The organism is Gudongella oleilytica (assembly GCF_004101785.1).
In the GTDB taxonomy this organism is placed as follows: domain Bacteria; phylum Bacillota; class Clostridia; order Tissierellales; family Tissierellaceae; genus Gudongella; species Gudongella oleilytica.
Window position 1 is genome coordinate 980,355 of sequence record NZ_CP035130.1, and the last position, 16,406, is coordinate 996,760.

14 protein-coding genes and 2 pseudogenes are annotated in these 16,406 nt (G+C 36.8%); 11 read left to right on the forward strand and 5 right to left on the reverse strand.

The genetic code is table 11. From position 1 onward, the window contains the following. Nucleotides 1-43: 43 nt before the first annotated feature. From EC328_RS11810 to EC328_RS11710, 4 genes are all read left to right on the forward strand, one after another. Nucleotides 44-169, forward strand: a complete 126-nt coding sequence (locus EC328_RS11810; protein ID WP_276318546.1) for a hypothetical protein — start codon at nt 44-46, stop codon at nt 167-169. After that, entirely contained in the window at nt 159-3,083 is a 2,925-nt protein-coding gene (locus EC328_RS04470) for a TOTE conflict system archaeo-eukaryotic primase domain-containing protein (RefSeq protein WP_128425682.1), read from the forward strand. Before EC328_RS11810 ends, EC328_RS04470 begins: the two co-directional genes overlap by 11 nt. Before the next feature lie 474 nt (nt 3,084-3,557). Next, nucleotides 3,558-4,817: a hypothetical protein gene (locus EC328_RS04475; protein ID WP_206363926.1), complete on the forward strand. Its 1,260-nt coding sequence runs from the start codon at nt 3,558-3,560 to the stop codon at nt 4,815-4,817. 44 nt (nt 4,818-4,861) lie between these two features. Then, nucleotides 4,862-5,074 (forward strand): hypothetical protein, encoded by a 213-nt coding sequence (locus tag EC328_RS11710; RefSeq protein ID WP_240671528.1) that lies wholly within the window; start codon nt 4,862-4,864, stop codon nt 5,072-5,074. A 407-nt stretch (nt 5,075-5,481) separates the two neighbouring features. Here the strand turns inward: EC328_RS11710 and EC328_RS04485 are convergent. From EC328_RS04485 to EC328_RS04500, 4 genes and pseudogenes are all read right to left on the reverse strand, one after another. Then, nucleotides 5,482-6,141 (reverse strand): annotated as a pseudogene (locus tag EC328_RS04485) (IS30 family transposase); the annotation flags it as partial. A 59-nt stretch (nt 6,142-6,200) separates the two neighbouring features. Further along, on the reverse strand, nt 6,201-7,988 hold the full coding sequence (locus tag EC328_RS04490; RefSeq protein ID WP_128425685.1) for an IS1634 family transposase: 1,788 nt from the start codon (nt 7,986-7,988) through the stop codon (nt 6,201-6,203). Between the two features lie 126 nt (nt 7,989-8,114). Beyond that, nucleotides 8,115-8,783: an IS30 family transposase gene (locus EC328_RS04495; protein ID WP_128425686.1), complete on the reverse strand. Its 669-nt coding sequence runs from the start codon at nt 8,781-8,783 to the stop codon at nt 8,115-8,117. Nucleotides 8,784-9,295: 512 nt separating this feature from the next. Next, nucleotides 9,296-9,976, reverse strand: a complete 681-nt coding sequence (locus EC328_RS04500) for a ferritin-like domain-containing protein (protein WP_128425687.1) — start codon at nt 9,974-9,976, stop codon at nt 9,296-9,298. 323 nt (nt 9,977-10,299) lie between these two features. Between EC328_RS04500 and EC328_RS04505 the strand changes: the two genes are divergently transcribed. The 7 genes and pseudogenes from EC328_RS04505 to EC328_RS04540 all read left to right on the forward strand — a co-directional run bounded on the left by EC328_RS04505 (nt 10,300) and on the right by EC328_RS04540 (nt 15,192). Continuing rightward, on the forward strand, nt 10,300-10,875 hold the full coding sequence (locus EC328_RS04505; protein ID WP_128425688.1) for a TetR/AcrR family transcriptional regulator: 576 nt from the start codon (nt 10,300-10,302) through the stop codon (nt 10,873-10,875). Between the two features lie 25 nt (nt 10,876-10,900). Continuing rightward, nucleotides 10,901-11,251, forward strand: coding sequence for a phasin family protein (locus EC328_RS04510; protein WP_128425689.1), 351 nt, complete (start codon nt 10,901-10,903; stop codon nt 11,249-11,251). A 188-nt stretch (nt 11,252-11,439) separates the two neighbouring features. Beyond that, a pseudogene (locus EC328_RS11715) lies at nt 11,440-11,811 on the forward strand (DegV family protein). A 95-nt stretch (nt 11,812-11,906) separates the two neighbouring features. Further along, nucleotides 11,907-12,119: a DegV family protein gene (locus tag EC328_RS11915; RefSeq protein WP_128425691.1), complete on the forward strand. Its 213-nt coding sequence runs from the start codon at nt 11,907-11,909 to the stop codon at nt 12,117-12,119. A gap of 95 nt (nt 12,120-12,214) precedes the next feature. Then, nucleotides 12,215-13,903: a 2-polyprenylphenol 6-hydroxylase gene (gene ubiB, locus EC328_RS04530; RefSeq protein WP_128425692.1), complete on the forward strand. Its 1,689-nt coding sequence runs from the start codon at nt 12,215-12,217 to the stop codon at nt 13,901-13,903. A 43-nt stretch (nt 13,904-13,946) separates the two neighbouring features. After that, the gene (locus tag EC328_RS04535) at nt 13,947-14,666 is read left to right on the forward strand and encodes a putative ABC transporter permease (protein WP_128425693.1); all 720 of its coding nucleotides are present in this window, start codon (nt 13,947-13,949) and stop codon (nt 14,664-14,666) included. Next, nucleotides 14,614-15,192 carry an HD domain-containing protein gene (locus tag EC328_RS04540; protein WP_128425694.1) on the forward strand — a complete coding sequence of 193 codons (579 nt, stop codon included), beginning with the start codon at nt 14,614-14,616 and terminating at the stop codon, nt 15,190-15,192. Before EC328_RS04535 ends, EC328_RS04540 begins: the two co-directional genes overlap by 53 nt. A gap of 349 nt (nt 15,193-15,541) precedes the next feature. Here the strand turns inward: EC328_RS04540 and EC328_RS04545 are convergent, their stop codons facing one another. Further along, nucleotides 15,542-15,991 carry an Hsp20/alpha crystallin family protein gene (locus EC328_RS04545; RefSeq protein WP_128425695.1) on the reverse strand — a complete coding sequence of 150 codons (450 nt, stop codon included), beginning with the start codon at nt 15,989-15,991 and terminating at the stop codon, nt 15,542-15,544. Nucleotides 15,992-16,406: the final 415 nt, after the last annotated feature.

Consider the following 16,406-nt stretch of genomic DNA (forward strand, 5'->3'; position numbering starts at 1 on the left):
GCAGAATAACAACAGTTGGACTTTCTAAAATTTTGAAAAATTTTTGGTATATCAAAAAGAAAAAAGAAATATAGAGGCAAACATATCAGATTTAAAAAAGAAAGGAATTATTGAGAGGGTTGGTTCAAGAAAAAACGGGTATTGGGAAGTAAGGGAAAATGGAATATAATGAGCTTTTCGAAAAATACCAGAAGCTGCTGGAGGAAAATCAAAGGTTAAAAAATGAAAATGAGGACTATAGGAAACGGCTTGGATTGCCAGTGACATCACCCTATATAAAAAATGATGCTCAAGCCTCAATAGAGATAAATAACATCCAGGCAGTTGAGGTAGTCAAACCAGGATATGTAACCAATAGTAGCTCCCCGGAGGATAAAATTAACCTGTTTATGTCATTGTTTAGAGGCAGGGATGATGTCTATGCAAAAAGGTGGCAAAACAAAGAGGGTAAATCGGGGTATTCTCCTGTATGTTTGAATGAGTGGGCAAGAGGATTTTGTAATAAGCCAAGGATTAAATGCTCCGAATGCGATAGTAGAAATTATGCAAATTTTGACTTTGCAGCAATAGACAAGCATCTCAGGGGCAAAGATGTTTTTGGCATATATCCTATGCTACCGGATGAAACCTGCTATTTCCTCGCTATTGATTTCGATGATGAAGGCTGGGAAAAAGATATATCAGCCATGAGGGATATCTGTGCAGAAAAAAATATTCCATTTGCAGTTGAACGTTCTCGTTCAGGGAATGGAGCGCATGTATGGTTCTTTTTTGATGACAAGGTGAGCGCTGCGTCGGCCAGAAAATTTGGTACAGCACTTCTTACACATGCTATGGTTAAAAGGCATGAAATCAAATTTTCTTCATATGACCGCTTGTTTCCAAATCAGGATACACTTCCTAAAGGTGGTCTTGGGAATCTCATCGCATTACCTTTACAATTAAATGCTCGAAGAAACAACAACAGTGTTTTTATAGATGAAAACCTCCGGCCCTATGAGGATCAATGGAGTTTTTTGAGCACTATTCGAAAGCTCAGTGAAAGTGAAATTGACCTATATATTTCGCAACTATGCAGTGGCAGTGAATTGGGTGATTTAAGGCAGAATGAAGATGAAGAATGCAAGCCATGGGAGAGAAGCAAGACAAATTATAAATTATGCAAGTCTGATTTTCCTGACACTGTTTATATAACCAAAGCAAATATGCTTTACATTAGTAAAAATAGCTTTTCACATAAAGCATTGAATATTATTAAACGTATGGCAGCCTTTAAAAACCCTGACTTTTATAAGGCTCAAGCTATGAGATTGCCGACTTTTGATAAGCCAAGAATTATTTCCTTATCTGACGAGACGCCTGAGTACTTGTGTCTTCCAAGGGGATGTGAGCTTGATCTGATAAACCTGTTTAATGTTCACAAGGTGGATGTCAAATGGATTGATAAAAGCTATTCAGGAAAACAGATTGACGTTGAATTCAACGGCCAGCTTCGTGATGAGCAGGAAGATTCTGTTAATTCAATGATACAATATAACATCGGTGTATTATCCGCAACGACTGCATTTGGCAAAACCGTTATCGGAGCGAAAATTATATCAGTAAAAAAAGTAAATACTCTTATACTTGTTCATACTCAGCAATTATTAGAGCAGTGGAAGGAGCGTTTGAACCAGTTTCTCGTAATCAGAGAAGCCCTTCCTTCTGAAGAAATTAAGAATAGAGGCAGAAAAAAGAGCAGAAGTATTATTGGTCAGATAGGGGGAGGAAAAAACAATCTAAGTGGCATCATTGATGTTGCTATCATGCAGTCATTGGTAAAGGGAGATGAGGTTAAGGACTTTATCCGCAACTACGGCATGGTGATAGTAGATGAATGCCATCATGTTCCGGCATTTAGTTTCGAACAGATATTAAAAAACGTGGATGGCAAATATGTTTACGGATTAACAGCAACCCCGGTAAGGCAGGACGGACACCACCCCATCATATTCATGCATTGCGGTCCGGTCAGGTATAGAGTGGATGCCAGAAAACAAGCTGAAAAAAGACCTTTTGAGCATTATGTCATTCCGCGCTTTACTCCTTTCAGAAAACCTATCGGCCAGGATGAAAAGGAATGGTCTATTGGACAAATTTATGCTGAAATCAGCACCAGTCAGATCCGTAACAAATTAATCGTAGATGATGTTATTGAAAGTGCAAATGAGGGCCGCAATCCCATTGTTCTAACTGAAAGAACTGCACATGTTGAAGTGATTGCAAGCTCTTTAAAGGAAGTACTCCCGAATGTTATTACATTAACAGGAGGTATGTCTGCAAAGGAAAGAAGAGCTGCGCTTGAAAGACTTTCAAGTATACCGGAAGAGAGTAATTTTGTCATAGTTGCAACCGGCAAATTTGTTGGCGAGGGTTTTGACGAACCAAGACTTGATACTTTGTTTCTTGCAATGCCTGTAGCCTGGAAAGGTACAGTTCAACAGTATGCGGGCAGGCTCCACAGATTATATCAGAATAAGAGTGAAGTTCAGATTTATGATTATGTGGATGCACATGTAGGTGTACTTGAAAGAATGTATCAAAAAAGATTGAAGGGATATGCCTCTATCGGATATTCGGCTAAGGGTGACAGCAGGTCTTTTGAATCTATTAATACGATTTTTGACAATAGCAACTTCCTAACAGTTTTCAGTAATGATATTACGTCTGCTAAATCAGACATTGTCATTGTCAGTCCTTATGTTACTAAAAAACGTTTAGATCAGATGTTAAGTATTTTTATGACCGGGATTAACAATGGTGCAAAGCTTACCATCATTACCCTGCCTGAAACAGATTATAAGGAAAGGGACAGGCTTACCTTTGAGGAGATGATTAGTTCTATAAAGAATACAGGAGCCAGTATTATTTTTAAATCAAATATCCATCAAAAGTTTGCGGTGATTGATCAGAGGATTGTTTGGTATGGCAGCATAAATCTTTTGAGCTTTGGAAATTCCGAAGAAAGTATCATGAGGTTGGATAGCCTGAGTATTGCAAATGAATTAATAGGTACGCTTGATGAAATACTAAATCAAACATAATGAAGAGAGAGATGAAGCATGGGTGTATTAAGTTATAAAGAATTTATGGAAGAAGTAAGGAGCCGTTTAAGAAATCTTTCTACAGAAGATTTCCGAAACCTGATATTGAACTGGGCCAGCGAAGAACATCCTTCAGGAAGACAAGAGTTTTTGGGCAAATTAATGCATTTGAGGCAGAATGAAGAAGTTATTTCCAATGAGGATACGCTGATGGATGAGATAGAAGCTTTTGCACAGAGAGTGGAGAATGGTGAATATTGCGATGGATGGGGCTGGGATGATGCTATCCAAGAGGAAAGAGATTGGGGTGACGAAAGCTGGGCAGAGGAAATGGACGAGTTTTTTCTGCAAGCAAGAAAATTATTGCTGCGAGGGAAATATAAGCTGGCCGAAGCTGCATATAGAAGGTTATTCGATATATTGGAGATGGGATGGGAACCGGGGCATCTTCCTGGTGATCCGGATTACAGCAATATGTTAAAAACGGATATAGATGAGCAGGTTGCACTCTTTCTGAGATCCGTATATATGAATTCCGCTTCCAAAGAGAGGCCCGCTTCGCTGTATAGATCAATGAATGAATATGGATATCTGGCCCATGGAATCAAACTAAAAAATATTATGGATGCCTTAGACTCTGTGTTACCGAATTTTGATGCTTTTCTAACAAATTGGATTGAATATTTGAAAAGTGAAAGTCAGATAAATGTCAGCGAGTTACTGAGGGAAGCTGTTTTTATTAAGGGGGGTATCCCGGCTATTTCTGAGTTTGCAAGGCAATATGCAGCGAAATATCCTAAAGCATATTTGGATTGGATTGCGGATTTGGAGATGGAAGACGATAAAGATTCAGTTATTCAGGTTGCCAGAGAAGGATTGTCCAGAATTCCTCGGGATTATGCGGTAAGGGCTAAAATAGCAGAAGCCATTTCAAGGATAGGAGAAAGATTGAATGATAATGAGCTGAAACTGGAAGGGTATAGGGAAAGCTTTTATTCCGATCCTTCTATAGGATATTTACTTGACTTATATATTAGTGCTATTGAATGTGCTTGCTTTGAAGAAATTCAAGATGAAGCTGAACAAAGGGTGATGGAACTTCAAGGTAAAGGTAGGATACCTGAAAGCAACTACCACAATAGAGAGCAAAGTGCATCTTTTGCAACCGAAGGAGTATTATTCAATACTTTGCTTCTAAGTGGAAAGTATGAAAAGGTATTTGAAATGTGCAAAGGCAAAGGTCCCCTTGGATGGAGCTCCAGTGAGAATCCCAAACCATTGTTTGTTACTTTTATGATGGCAGTTTTATCAAAGGAAGGAATGCATTCAAAAATTCTTTGCAAACAATGGGAGGATGCTATTAAAAATACAAGTGATAATGCAAATAAGGAATATATTGAGAAGTACCTAAAGGTTACTGATTTTATAAAAAAGTCTATAAAGCTAACCAAGGAACAAGAAGAATTTTATTTAAAATGGTGTAGGGATGAGATAGGACACCGGGTAGATGCAATTGTCAGTAACCAGCATCGAGGGAGTTATCATAAAGCAGCCGGACTATTGGTCGCAATGGCAGAGGTTTTAGCGAACAGAGAGGAAAAGCAGGAGGGTATGGATTTCATTGAAAGATATAGGAGCAAATATCCCCGGCATTCAGCCTTCAAAAGCGAGATTACCCAGGCATTACAGGCGTCAGGGTTATTTAATATAAAAATGTCCGGGGAATGGAGGTAAATCATGCTTCGGAAAAGGAAAAACAGCCTATGAATAATGTTGAATTGAAGCGGAAGATATACTCGGTCATGAACAACATATTGCAAGAAAAGATTTATATATCTCCTATAGATGTGATAATGGGTGTAGGCATATTATCAGTCAAGGATTATGAAAGCTGGAGGTTTGGGCATGTGCCGTATCTTGAACAGGTATGTAAATCCAACTTGAGTAACCTGTCCTTTATAATGAGAGAGCTTAGGACATATGCGAAATAGAATCATATGAAGCCCTCATGGACTGCATACAATCAGTGGGGTGTAAAAGGCAGGAAGATTCCTTTGCGTTTTAGTAAATCCGGAGATTCAAGAATAGAAGAAGCGTATGCTACACACTACGTTGTAGCTCTAAAGCTAGGAGAGGGAAAGGATTTTCATAAACAGTAAAAAAATGAAAATCTAACGTAATGAAAACCAATTTATCAAGATAAATTGCAATAACAAATTGAACTAATTTTCATGCCTAACAGATCTTGTACTGTATTATGATTGATTTGTCACGGGAAGGGTGGAGATTTTCATCGAAAATACTACCCGACCTTGACAACTTTTAGCATAGTATACTCTAAGTTGGCCTTTCGGCACTCGATGCCGTAAAGGCCTACATGAAAACTCGATGGCTTCTGCTATGATGCATAGATTGCATCCAGTTCGTCCTCAAAGAGCTCCTCTGGTGTATTGTATCCAAGGATCTTTCTGGGTAATGAGTTCATCCATTCCTCTATGAAGGAAATGTCTTCATCAGCATAGTCATTTATGCTTTTCCCTTTTGGGATGAAGCGACGTATCAGCCCATTGTGCCTTTCGTTTGTCCCTCTCTCAAATGATGAATAAGGATGGGTGAAGTAGACTTTTGTAGATGTTTTAGACTCCAGTTCATGTAGCTCTGAGAACTCCGACCCATTATCGGAGGTTATGGTCTTAAACACCTTGCTGAACCTGTCACCGAAAAATGATCGTATCTTCTGGAACTCATTGGATACTGCATCAGCTGTTTTTGATGGGATCCTTCTTATGATGGCGTTTCGGGTCTGTCTTTCAACTATGGTCAGCAAGACTTCTTCGCCCCTGGACTTTTTACCTATTACAGTGTCTATCTCCCAGTGCCCGAATTCATTGCGCTGATCAACTGACTTTGGTCGTAGTTCTATACTGTTGCCAAGCTTCCTCTTATTCTTGCGAGTACGTTTTGATTTTGTGTTGTATTGAAGCTTAAGGGGTAAGTCAGAGTTCTTTACTCTCATAAGTCCAAGGTCAATGTAATTCCTGACTTTAGAACTTAATATTAATAAAACCGTTGGAAACACCTGGTTTACACCTCGTTTCCAACGGTTTTTTTGTACACTTATTCTAGATTCTTCACTAAATTCAATTTTGTTGCACTCCGAAACTGAGTCAAAGTCATATTCTGTCTGAGTGCGGCCATGCCAAGAATCTTACTGATGTCCAGGTATGTCTGGTTTATATTGATCGGGGTTACGGTAATACTGGGATAAGTTCCCTGCGTAATAACGGTAGGTCCTGACAAAGCTTCCATGAGATTTGCAGCGGATACCTGCGCTCCAGTGTGATCTGCAATCTTATACTGTAGATATCTCATAATAGTTAAGGCTAAAAAGCACAATGCAAAGTGTCCTTCGATGTGTTTATCGGTCCAAACAAAAGCAGGGGTCGCCTGTAAATCTGTCTTCATGATCCTAAAACTCTCTTCGATTCTCCACAAACCACGATAGATTTCAACTACTTCAAGGGTTGATAACTCTAGATTGTTCGTGATGATAGCGTAATATCCATCATATTTTTCAGATTCCCTAATTTTCTCTTCGCTGATTTTCCAGTTTTCTGTCTCCAGTTCCATCTCCAAGAACTGGTTTACCCCTCTTTTCACCGCTGCTTTCATCTGATAAGGCTTATCCATTTTTTTCATCAGTTTTTCAAGCATTCGTTGCCGATCACCGCGGTCTTTCGACGCTCTTTTAGCGCTCCATGTCAGATGGATCTTCACCGGAACAGTATGGTGTTGATACTTTTTAGGTCGTCCACGCTTCTTCTTTATGCCTTCTTCCGCACCCTCCGGTGCGTCCAGCGCTAGACCTTCTGTCTTGTATTCCAATGTTTGTTCCACCACTTTCTCCATGGTCAGAACCTCGCCGCTCTCTTTGTTTACCGAAGTTACTTTCCATCCTTCTGGATTCAAGGCCAGTTCTTTAAACTCTTGCGTGGATCGTTTCAGCGTATAGCTGATTACAAAGTTATGATCCTGTGAGCATAGGTAGCCTAGGTTTGTACCACTATTAAGTCCTCTATCTGCGACTACTGTGATCTTCTCTAAACGATATAACTCTCTCAGTCTTTCCACTGACTTCGTTAAAGTTGACTGATCCATAGTGTTTCCAGGAAAAAGTTCATAGGTTACAGGAATCCCATTGTTATCAATTAGAAGTCCCATAACTACTTGAACTTCATTGTTTTTGTGGGATTTTGAGAAACCAAACATTCTCAGTTCACCCCATTTGGTGCTCTCAAAGGAATGAGTGGTGACATCGTAATAGGCGCAACCATTCTTTCGTTTCGTTTTCTTCTGGAAGAAAACAGATAGGAATTCAATGAGATCCTCTTTAGACTCTGCTAGGATATCCAAAACTCCATAGAGTGCATCCAAAGTCTGTTCCGTATGACCAGCATATTGGCTCTGTACTTGATAACAGCTGTAAATACTGCCGGGATCCGTACATCTCCTAGCCAAGAGGTAGAAGATGCTTTGTATTAGCTCTTCAGGATCTCTTTTTCCAGCATATCGTTCAAAGAACTTCTCCAATTTCAGTTCTCTCCAGAGGTTCTGAATCAGGGCGTGTCCGAAACGGAACGAAGACGTCACGTCTTCGGCGGAGGTAATCTCTTTTGTGGGCACAGTTAAGGTAATTGGAGCAGACTCAGCATTCTTTTCCCGTGTTAAGCGCTTTGCTTCTTCTTTCAGTTCCTCAATGATATGAGGGTTTTCTGCCAGCAACTTTTCATAGTTACCATAATTTTTTACGATGACCGCTTTTCTTTTATCTGTGCCTGGAACTCGTCGATCATCACGCAACTGGACAATGCGATGACTTCCTTTTCCGCTGATTGTGATATACATCTGGCACCTCCAACACCTATTTACTTATATTATATCATAAGTGATTATAAGTGTACATAGATAAACAATGTTTTTCCAAAATAAAACCCTGAATTCGTTTGAGAATTCAAGGTTTTAGAAGTTATGCTATTTATTTTTATTTGTTTTCCTTCCAAAGTCAGGTATGGTCAGCAAGACTTCTTCGCCCCTGGACTTTTTACCTATTACAGTGTCTATCTCCCAGTGCCCGAATTCATTGCGCTGATCAACTGACTTTGGTCGTAGTTCTATACTGTTGCCAAGCTTCCTCTTATTCTTGCGAGTACGTTTTGATTTTGTGTTGTATTGAAGCTTAAGGGGTAAGTCAGAGTTCTTTACTCTCATAAGTCCAAGGTCAATGTAATTGTACAAAGTCTTGGTGCATACCATTTCAGAAGGCTTGAACTTTCCGGATTTAAGCGCACGACCAACGCATGTGTCGGGTGACCACTTATCTTCTTTGATCATTTTGGTGACATAATCTATGAAGTCACTGCATTGTAGCCTTTTAAAGGGCTTACAGGAGTTCTTACGGTTGTTGTCATAGACTGCTTTGCCTGTGGCAGCCAGGTATACATCAACTTTCTTTTTGGCATATATTTGTGTTGTTGTACCCCTTCTGATTTCATTTAGAATGGTATTCCTTGCCCTGCCAAGCTGCTTTGCTATCTTGTAGGGGGTAAAGCCATCTTGAAGACGAAGTTGAATAAACATTCGCTCCTCGTAGTTTAGGTGTTTATTTTTCCTCGAATCAGTGGTATTATTAGGGTAGTCCATAGTGATTATCCTCCGTGTCAGATTTTTTGTAGTGATTAAATCATAACACAGATAGTCATCTATGGGCTTTTTATATTAGTTCAATTTCATTTTACAATGAGTCACCAATTTATCAAATTTATCTTTTTGATCTTTTTCACGCACCCAACACACGTTGAGCCGGTCGTATTGATGTCAAGGGTTGAGAAGTAAAAGTGTAGAAAAGCCTTGAAATAAAGGGTTTCCGAGGTTTGAACGTAAAAATCGGATGAGCAAAAATCGTGAAAACATCGGGTTTTGGGAACAAGTCCAAAGACGTGATTTTGAACGTGACAGAGCGATTTAGATAACATGGGTTTGCAGTGATCGAGTTAGATGTTTTTTGAAAAATCCGAGGTTGTGTGGTCAGGATAAATGAGTGATATCTAAACACAAGCAAATGCCATAAAAAAACCATAAAAACGTTGGGCAAATAGCAACTAAATGCTTTTCCTCAACGTTTTTGACTTTTACATTTTACTGGGTGATGTTGTTTATTTCAACTTATCGACTTGCTTTTGGAACGCTAACAGATGGCTTTCAGAACCACTCTTTAATGCAGTGAATACTTCATATACATTATCAGGAAGATCATAGGTTAAGAATAATTCATACATCGCAATATTGTCAATTTCGGCTTGAACTCCAGTCTCGGCGGCTTCAAGAAGGTCGGCGGGTATAACAATGTGATCCGCAGAGTCATCCGCAGGGAAATCAAGACCATATGAGACATATACCTCTTTTAAAAATGCGAGATGTGTTTCTTCGGCACTAACGATATTGTCGTAGGGCTTTTGGCTGCCAAACTTATCTATGATGGCTAAGTATTCAGCACGCGCTAAATATTCATCTTGAACAGCATACATCAACATATCGTTGACACTCAGAGCTTTATCAGCAGCAGCTCCTTTAGCCCCATAACCTTCAAGTGATAGTGCTTTATCGTTATCGGTTAGTGGAGCTGGATCAATGTCAATATTATGATCGATAGGTTGCGTAGTTTCAGGTGCTTGAGTTGAGGTATCCTGAACGGGTGGGGTAGTTTCCTTTGTTGGTTCAGTGGATGTGCTGCAGGCAGCTAGTAAAAACATACTGCTGATAATAAGCAGGAGAATTAATATTCCCATTGTCGTGCGCTTATGATTTTTTTTAAACAAATCTATTCTCGTTCGCATATTTTTCACTCCTTTATATTGATATTTTTAACGTTTATCATACTCCATAAATGTGATGGAAATATGATTATCGGAGATTTTATATCCGAATGATGTGAAAGAGTCAAGTCCATATTAGTGTGTAAATTCCTCGGGTATGATTTTGTGGGGGTATTTAGCCTAAGGGGCATAGTATAGTGAGTCAAATGCATAAGGGTATGTACTGTAGTTTTTCCTGCAGTAAGTTGACACCATCATGTCAAGTTGATTATTGACAAATTCATCAAAAAATAGTACTATAAGAATAAATCGGACGAACGACCGAATTGTGAGGTGTTGGTATTGTGCTTACTAGAACAAATGAACGAACTCAACCAGAGAAAATCTTATTAGCAGCTTATACCTGTATATCGACCAGAGGTTATGCAAATGTTTCAATGAGAGACATTGCTGATGAAGCAGGAGTCGTTTTAAGCCAGTTAAATTATTACTTCAAAAATAAGGAGGGGTTATTTAAAGAAGTTGTAGGAATGATGACTTCAAAGTATTTAAAGGAGATTAAAGCATCATTGGAGCAGGAAAGTACACCCCAGAAAAAAGTAAAAGGCTTGATTAATTACTTTAAAAATATGTTGCAGCATAATCCGGAACTTTTTAGATTGCTCTATGATTTTACGGGTTTAGCTATTTGGTCACCTGTATTCAGTAGTTTGCTTAGTGAATTGTTCAAAGATTTATCGGACATGATTGAGAAGTATATTTTTAACGATCTTCAATTAAAGGAATTAAAAGGCTATCCTACAAAAGACTTGTCTCGCTTGATTTTGGGGTCGATGTTTGGTACAGGGATTCAGGTTTTGCTTGATCAAGATGAAAAATTACCAGAAGCATTAAATGCTATGCAAATTTTATTTGATTAAATTTATGAAAGTGAGGTATTTTGTTATGTCAGGATTAATTGAAAAGTCAGTCAATTTAGGGTTAGGGTTGTTTTCTTACTCTAGAGAAAAAATTGAAAATGTGGTTGATGAGTTGGTGAATAAAGGTGAAGTGGCTAGGAAGGACGCTAAGGATCTGGTTAATGATTTAGTGAAAAAAGGCGAAGAACAACGTGAAGAATTTAAGAAAATGGTCAAGGATGAAATTTTAGACGCACTAGAATCAAAAGATATTGCCCGCAAAGAAGATCTCATGGGAAAAGATGAGTTCAGAAAGATTGTAAGAGAAGAGTTGATTGATATATTAAATGAGAAAGAAATAGCCACAAAGAAGGATATAAACGAACTAAAAAAATAAGATTTGGATTGATCAGTTAAAAGACAGAGCAATGGCAGGTTCTTAGATATTGTCTATGTTTTTTAGCTGGGCTGTCCATTATTTGGAGATGGTTTTGAAATGGGAATTGTTATAGCTACTGATTCAAATTGCGATTTGCCGTTGAATATATTTCTCAAAATAATATACATGTTATTCCATTTACATTTGTGCTAAATGGAATAAATTATATAGATGATTTTGGGGAATCTTTAAGTTACAAAGAATTTTACGACGAAATTCGAAATGGAAGTATGCCAACAACTGCTCAGATTGCTGCTTTTACTTTTGAAAATGAATTTAGAAGTTTTGTTTAAAAAGGAGATCCAGTTATTTATATAGGTTTCTCTTCAGCACTTATTGAAACTTTTAATGGCTCTGTCATAGATAGAAATGAAATAATGGAAGCAAACCCAGAAGCAGATATAACAGTGATAGATTCGAAAAGCGCCTCAATCGGTCAGGGTTTATTAGTGTATTATGCGAGCGAAATGTTAAAACAAGGAAAATCTAAAGAAGAAATCGTAGAGTGGATTGCTTGATGTTAAACCGGTTTTAAATGTTTCAAATGATGGAAGATTAGATGTTGTAAAAAAATTAGAGGGATAAAATTCGCGTAACTAAACCGGAAGAACAAATGATATTCATCACCCATGGTGATTGTATTGAAGATGCAGAGTATCTGAAATCTCTGATTTTGAGTGAGACAGTGCCCAAAGATATAGTTATAAATAGTTTGGGACCAATCATAGGGACACATACAGGACCAGGGTTGGTGGGTGTATTTTTTTTTAGGAAAAGAAAGATAGTTATGACGTCCGTTCCGTTAAGAATTAAAAATGTATATTAGCTCACAGACATGAAGCAGGTATAGATGACAGAGTTTCTATCAATTTATATCTTCATTTTTAGCAAAAGAGTGATTGGACAGAGTGGGGATAAATGATGGCGGTTAGTAAACATAGAAAATTAAAGAGAACAACACAAATTGTCAAAATATTTGCAAACCATGGATTTGGCGCATTAATGGATAGATTAGGAATTTTAAAATATCTTAAAATAGAGATGCAAACCAAAGAATATTCAGAAAGGGAACTTTCAAAATTATCAATTGGGGAGAGACTGAGATTATCTTTTGAAGAGTTGGGGCCGACATTTATAAAATTGGGTCAAATCATGAGTACTAGACCAGACTTATTGCCTCGTGAGATCATACATGAAATGGAAAAACTTCAAGATGCAGTAGCCCCATTTTCAATAAGCGATGTTAAACAAGTAATAGAATTTGAGTTAGGAGATAAACTTGAAAATATATTTAGAGAGTTTAAAGAGGAACCTATAGCGGCAGCTTCTATTGGGCAAGTTCATCGTGCAAAATTATTATCAGGTAAAGATGTGGTAGTAAAAGTTCAAAGACCTAATATCGAAAAAAATATTGAGCTTGATTTGGGTATCCTTAAAGATTTAGCAGATTTTATAGATAATCGAACTAAGCTGGGGAAACTTTATAGTTTCAGTAAAATGGCTGAAGAATTTGAGACTACCATAACGAATGAATTAGACTTTAGGCTTGAAGGCGAAAATGCAGAAACTTTTAAAGTGAATTTTAAGGATGAAGCAAATGTAATAGTTCCAGATATTAGTTGGATCCATACAACGAGTCGTGTACTTACAATGGATGAAATCAAAGGAACTTCTCTAAAAAACTTTGAAGCGTTAGATCAATTAGGGTTAGATAAAAAAATAATAGCAAGAAATTTAGCCAACTCTGTTTTATATCAGATATTAAGAGATGGTTTTTTCCACGGCGATCCTCATCCGGGGAATATAATGGTGCTCGAAAATAATAAGATAGCTTTTTTAGATTTTGGGATGATAGGACAACTGAGCCCTCATAGGAAAAACCAGTTTTTGAAAATGTTAATGGGAATAACTTTGAAAGATAGTAAGCTGATTATTCAAGCAATTGTTGAACTTGATGCAATATCAAACAGTATCAATATGAGAAAGTTGGGAAAAGATATTGATCGATTAAGAGATCAAGTTTTGTCGGTTCCATTGAGTGAAATAAAAATAGGTGAAGTTTTTAATGAAATTTTTGATTTAGCATTTACTTATAATATGATGATTCCAGGGGAATTCACTATGCTTGCTAAATCCCTTATAACTTTGGAAGGGTTAGTTGAGAAATTGGACCCTGATCTTAATATCCTGGAAATTGCCGAACCTATTGCAGGAAAGTTGATTTTCACTTTGATTTCCCCTGAGAAAATAGGCCGGGAAATCTTGAGTGGTGCTATGGATTATGGTAATCTAGTTCGAAAGTTTCCGTCTGTTTTTTTAAATTTTCTAGGTAAAATAGAACATGATGACTTTACAATACAAATTAAGGTGAAAGAGGCAGAACGATATGCGCAAAAAATTGATAGATCCTTCAGCCGATTATCAATAAGCATAGTGTTTCTATCTTTAAGTATAGTAATTGCGGGAACAATCATTGGATTAAGTTTAATTGGCATGGAAGCGGCTGATTTTATAATGGTCTTAAGTATAATATTAAAAGGTAGCCTTTTCCTGGCGGCAATTACCTTTGCAGCACTGATTATTGCAATTTTAAGATCAAAACGAACATAATTTGATCAATGGATACAATTAACTATAGAGGTGAGAAATTAATATGGCAGTTGATCTGATACTTTTTTTTGCGATTTATTCATTTTTAGGGTGGGTGATGGAAACTTTATTTGCAAGTATTAAACACAGAAAATTTATCAATAGGGGATTCCTTAGAGGACCCTTTACACCTATATATGGGTTTGGCGGAATTATTATTGTTTCTTACTTTAACTGGAGTCCATTTTCTTTAGAGGATAAATCATTATTATTGATGATAAATTTGATTGTTTCAATATTATTAGTTACAATATTGGAGTTTGTCACTGGATTTATATTGGAAAAAATATTTCATGAAAAATGGTGGGATTACAGCTATAATTTCTTGAACATTAAAGGGTATATATGCATTAAATACTCAATGTTATGGGGAATGCTTGCCTTTGCATTAATTCAAATAGTCCATCCAATTATCATAAATTTTACGCGTACTATTCCTGTTCAGTTTAAAGAATATGTTGCTATCATTATTGTTGTTTATTTTATTATTGATACTATAAAATCTATTATTGATATATTGGATTTAAGAAGAACAATTCTCCTTTATTCTGAACTATCAGTACACGTGTACAAAAATAAGATTATAAAATATAAAAGGATCTTTCTTGCTTTCCCCAAATTGCTTTTCTTAAATGCGGATATAATAAATCGCGATGTGAGGAGGATTTTGAATGGTAGAGTCGATAAAATCAAAACTGAGTTTAAAAATAAATTTCACACTTGAAAAAGAATATTGTGAGTGCGTGTGGGATTTGATTGATCATGAAAAGGTAAAGTTAATGAAAAAATATATGCAACATGGAGATATAAGCTGTTACGATCATAGTCTGCGTGTGTCTTATATTAGTTTCCGGCTGTGTAAGAAACTAGGGCTGGACCCCTGTTCTGCAGCAAGAGGTGGACTTCTTCATGATTTTTTCTTGTATGACTGGCACACCGATAGCAAGCCTTACACAGGACTACATGGATTTGTTCATCCAAGCATAGCACTTAAAAATGCTAATGAGTATTTCTCTCTGAATAATATTGAAAAGGATATTATTGAAAAACATATGTGGCCATTAACATTAAGGTTACCCAAATATAAAGAGTCTTATGTCGTCCTGATGGTAGATAAATATTGTGCTACTTTTGAAACTTGGGATTCAATAAGTAAAAAACTACTATGGAAAAATACTAATCAATTAAAACAGTTATTTGATAATGTTGGGAAAACTTTTAGAGTTAGTCTGAACTTCCGGCATAATTAACTCTCGGATATCTGAAAATGAATTTTGAATACTCTGGAAATGTTCATTTTCCAACGAAATCAGTAAAACATGGTATGCTTATAGAGAGTTAATTTTTTTAGGAAGTTAAGAGTAAAAGAACTTGATAAAAATCAAACAACAACAAATGTCAACAAACTGGAAATCCCTATGTATGAAACACAATTATCGACAAGATTATTTGCTGCTTACTCAGTAAAGCATAAAAATTTCATCAAGAAACACTGATTAATTTATGCGTGGTCAATAAAATGAGCATTAATAAGAAAATTTATGATAACATGACAAATATAAGCACATTGGTGAATCACCCAATGTGCTTATGTTTGTATTACTCAATATCAATTGTAACACTATTGTTTGGTTTCTCTTCTTTAGGAACTTTGACTTTAAGCAAGCCGTTTTCAAGTTTTGCCCTAATACCATTGGGTTTGGCATCTTCCAAATAAATTGAACGACTCATAGAACTATAACGTCTTTCTCTGTGGATGAAATTCCTTTTCTCTGATTCATTCTTTTCATCCTTAACAATAGCAATCACAAGCTTTCCATCGTTAAGTTCAACATTGATGTCTTTTTTGTCTATACCTGGCACTTCAGCCTCAATGAGATATTCACTGCCATTATCTTCGACATCAACTTTGAATGTGTCATTTGCGAGGGATCTTCTAAAAGGCCAGTCATTAGAAAAAAAGTCATCAAGTACGTTGTAGAAGTCCTCAAAGCCAGTGTTTGTAGAGATTTCCTTGTTCTTTTTGTTGAAAGGGACTAATCCAGCCATAAATAACAACTCCTTTTCATTTTATTTTTATTAGCACTCTCGTCACCTGAGTGCTAATTATTATATAACACAAAAAAATCGATGTGTCAATATCATTATCCGCATAAGATCTTAAAAAATTTAACTTAGATAAGATTAATAAATATTAGCATCAGATGTGAATGTCAACGAAAAAGTTTACCACCAGGGACGCAGACAAAATCCTGGATTTAATTTAAGTTAGGAGGTGCCGCGCATTCACATAAGAAGAACGTATAAAAGCAGTAAAACTGTTGATTCAGTCTGATATGAGTTATCCTACAGTCATTCGTGAGTCGGAGTATTCTTATAGAAGAGCTTTACGAAATTGGTAGGAAGAATATCTGCAGGATGGTAATCTTCATCAAGGTTACGTTAAAAATACTAAATTCTCAGA

What these genes read in the sequence shown, in the direction of transcription:
- EC328_RS04475 (WP_206363926.1), top strand. Translation starts at nt 3,558, where the DNA reads ATGTTAAAAACGGATATAGATGAGCAGGTTGCACTCTTTCTGAGATCC.
- EC328_RS04495 (WP_128425686.1), bottom strand. Translation starts at nt 8,783, where the DNA reads ATGGACTACCCTAATAATACCACTGATTCGAGGAAAAATAAACACCTA.
- ubiB (WP_128425692.1), top strand. Translation starts at nt 12,215, where the DNA reads ATGGCGGTTAGTAAACATAGAAAATTAAAGAGAACAACACAAATTGTC.
- EC328_RS04545 (WP_128425695.1), bottom strand. Translation starts at nt 15,991, where the DNA reads ATGGCTGGATTAGTCCCTTTCAACAAAAAGAACAAGGAAATCTCTACA.
- EC328_RS04500 (WP_128425687.1), bottom strand. Translation starts at nt 9,976, where the DNA reads ATGCGAACGAGAATAGATTTGTTTAAAAAAAATCATAAGCGCACGACA.
- EC328_RS11915 (WP_128425691.1), top strand. Translation starts at nt 11,907, where the DNA reads ATGATATTCATCACCCATGGTGATTGTATTGAAGATGCAGAGTATCTG.
- EC328_RS04490 (WP_128425685.1), bottom strand. Translation starts at nt 7,988, where the DNA reads ATGTATATCACAATCAGCGGAAAAGGAAGTCATCGCATTGTCCAGTTG.
- EC328_RS04470 (WP_128425682.1), top strand. Translation starts at nt 159, where the DNA reads ATGGAATATAATGAGCTTTTCGAAAAATACCAGAAGCTGCTGGAGGAA.
- EC328_RS04535 (WP_128425693.1), top strand. Translation starts at nt 13,947, where the DNA reads ATGGCAGTTGATCTGATACTTTTTTTTGCGATTTATTCATTTTTAGGG.
- EC328_RS04510 (WP_128425689.1), top strand. Translation starts at nt 10,901, where the DNA reads ATGTCAGGATTAATTGAAAAGTCAGTCAATTTAGGGTTAGGGTTGTTT.
- EC328_RS04540 (WP_128425694.1), top strand. Translation starts at nt 14,614, where the DNA reads ATGGTAGAGTCGATAAAATCAAAACTGAGTTTAAAAATAAATTTCACA.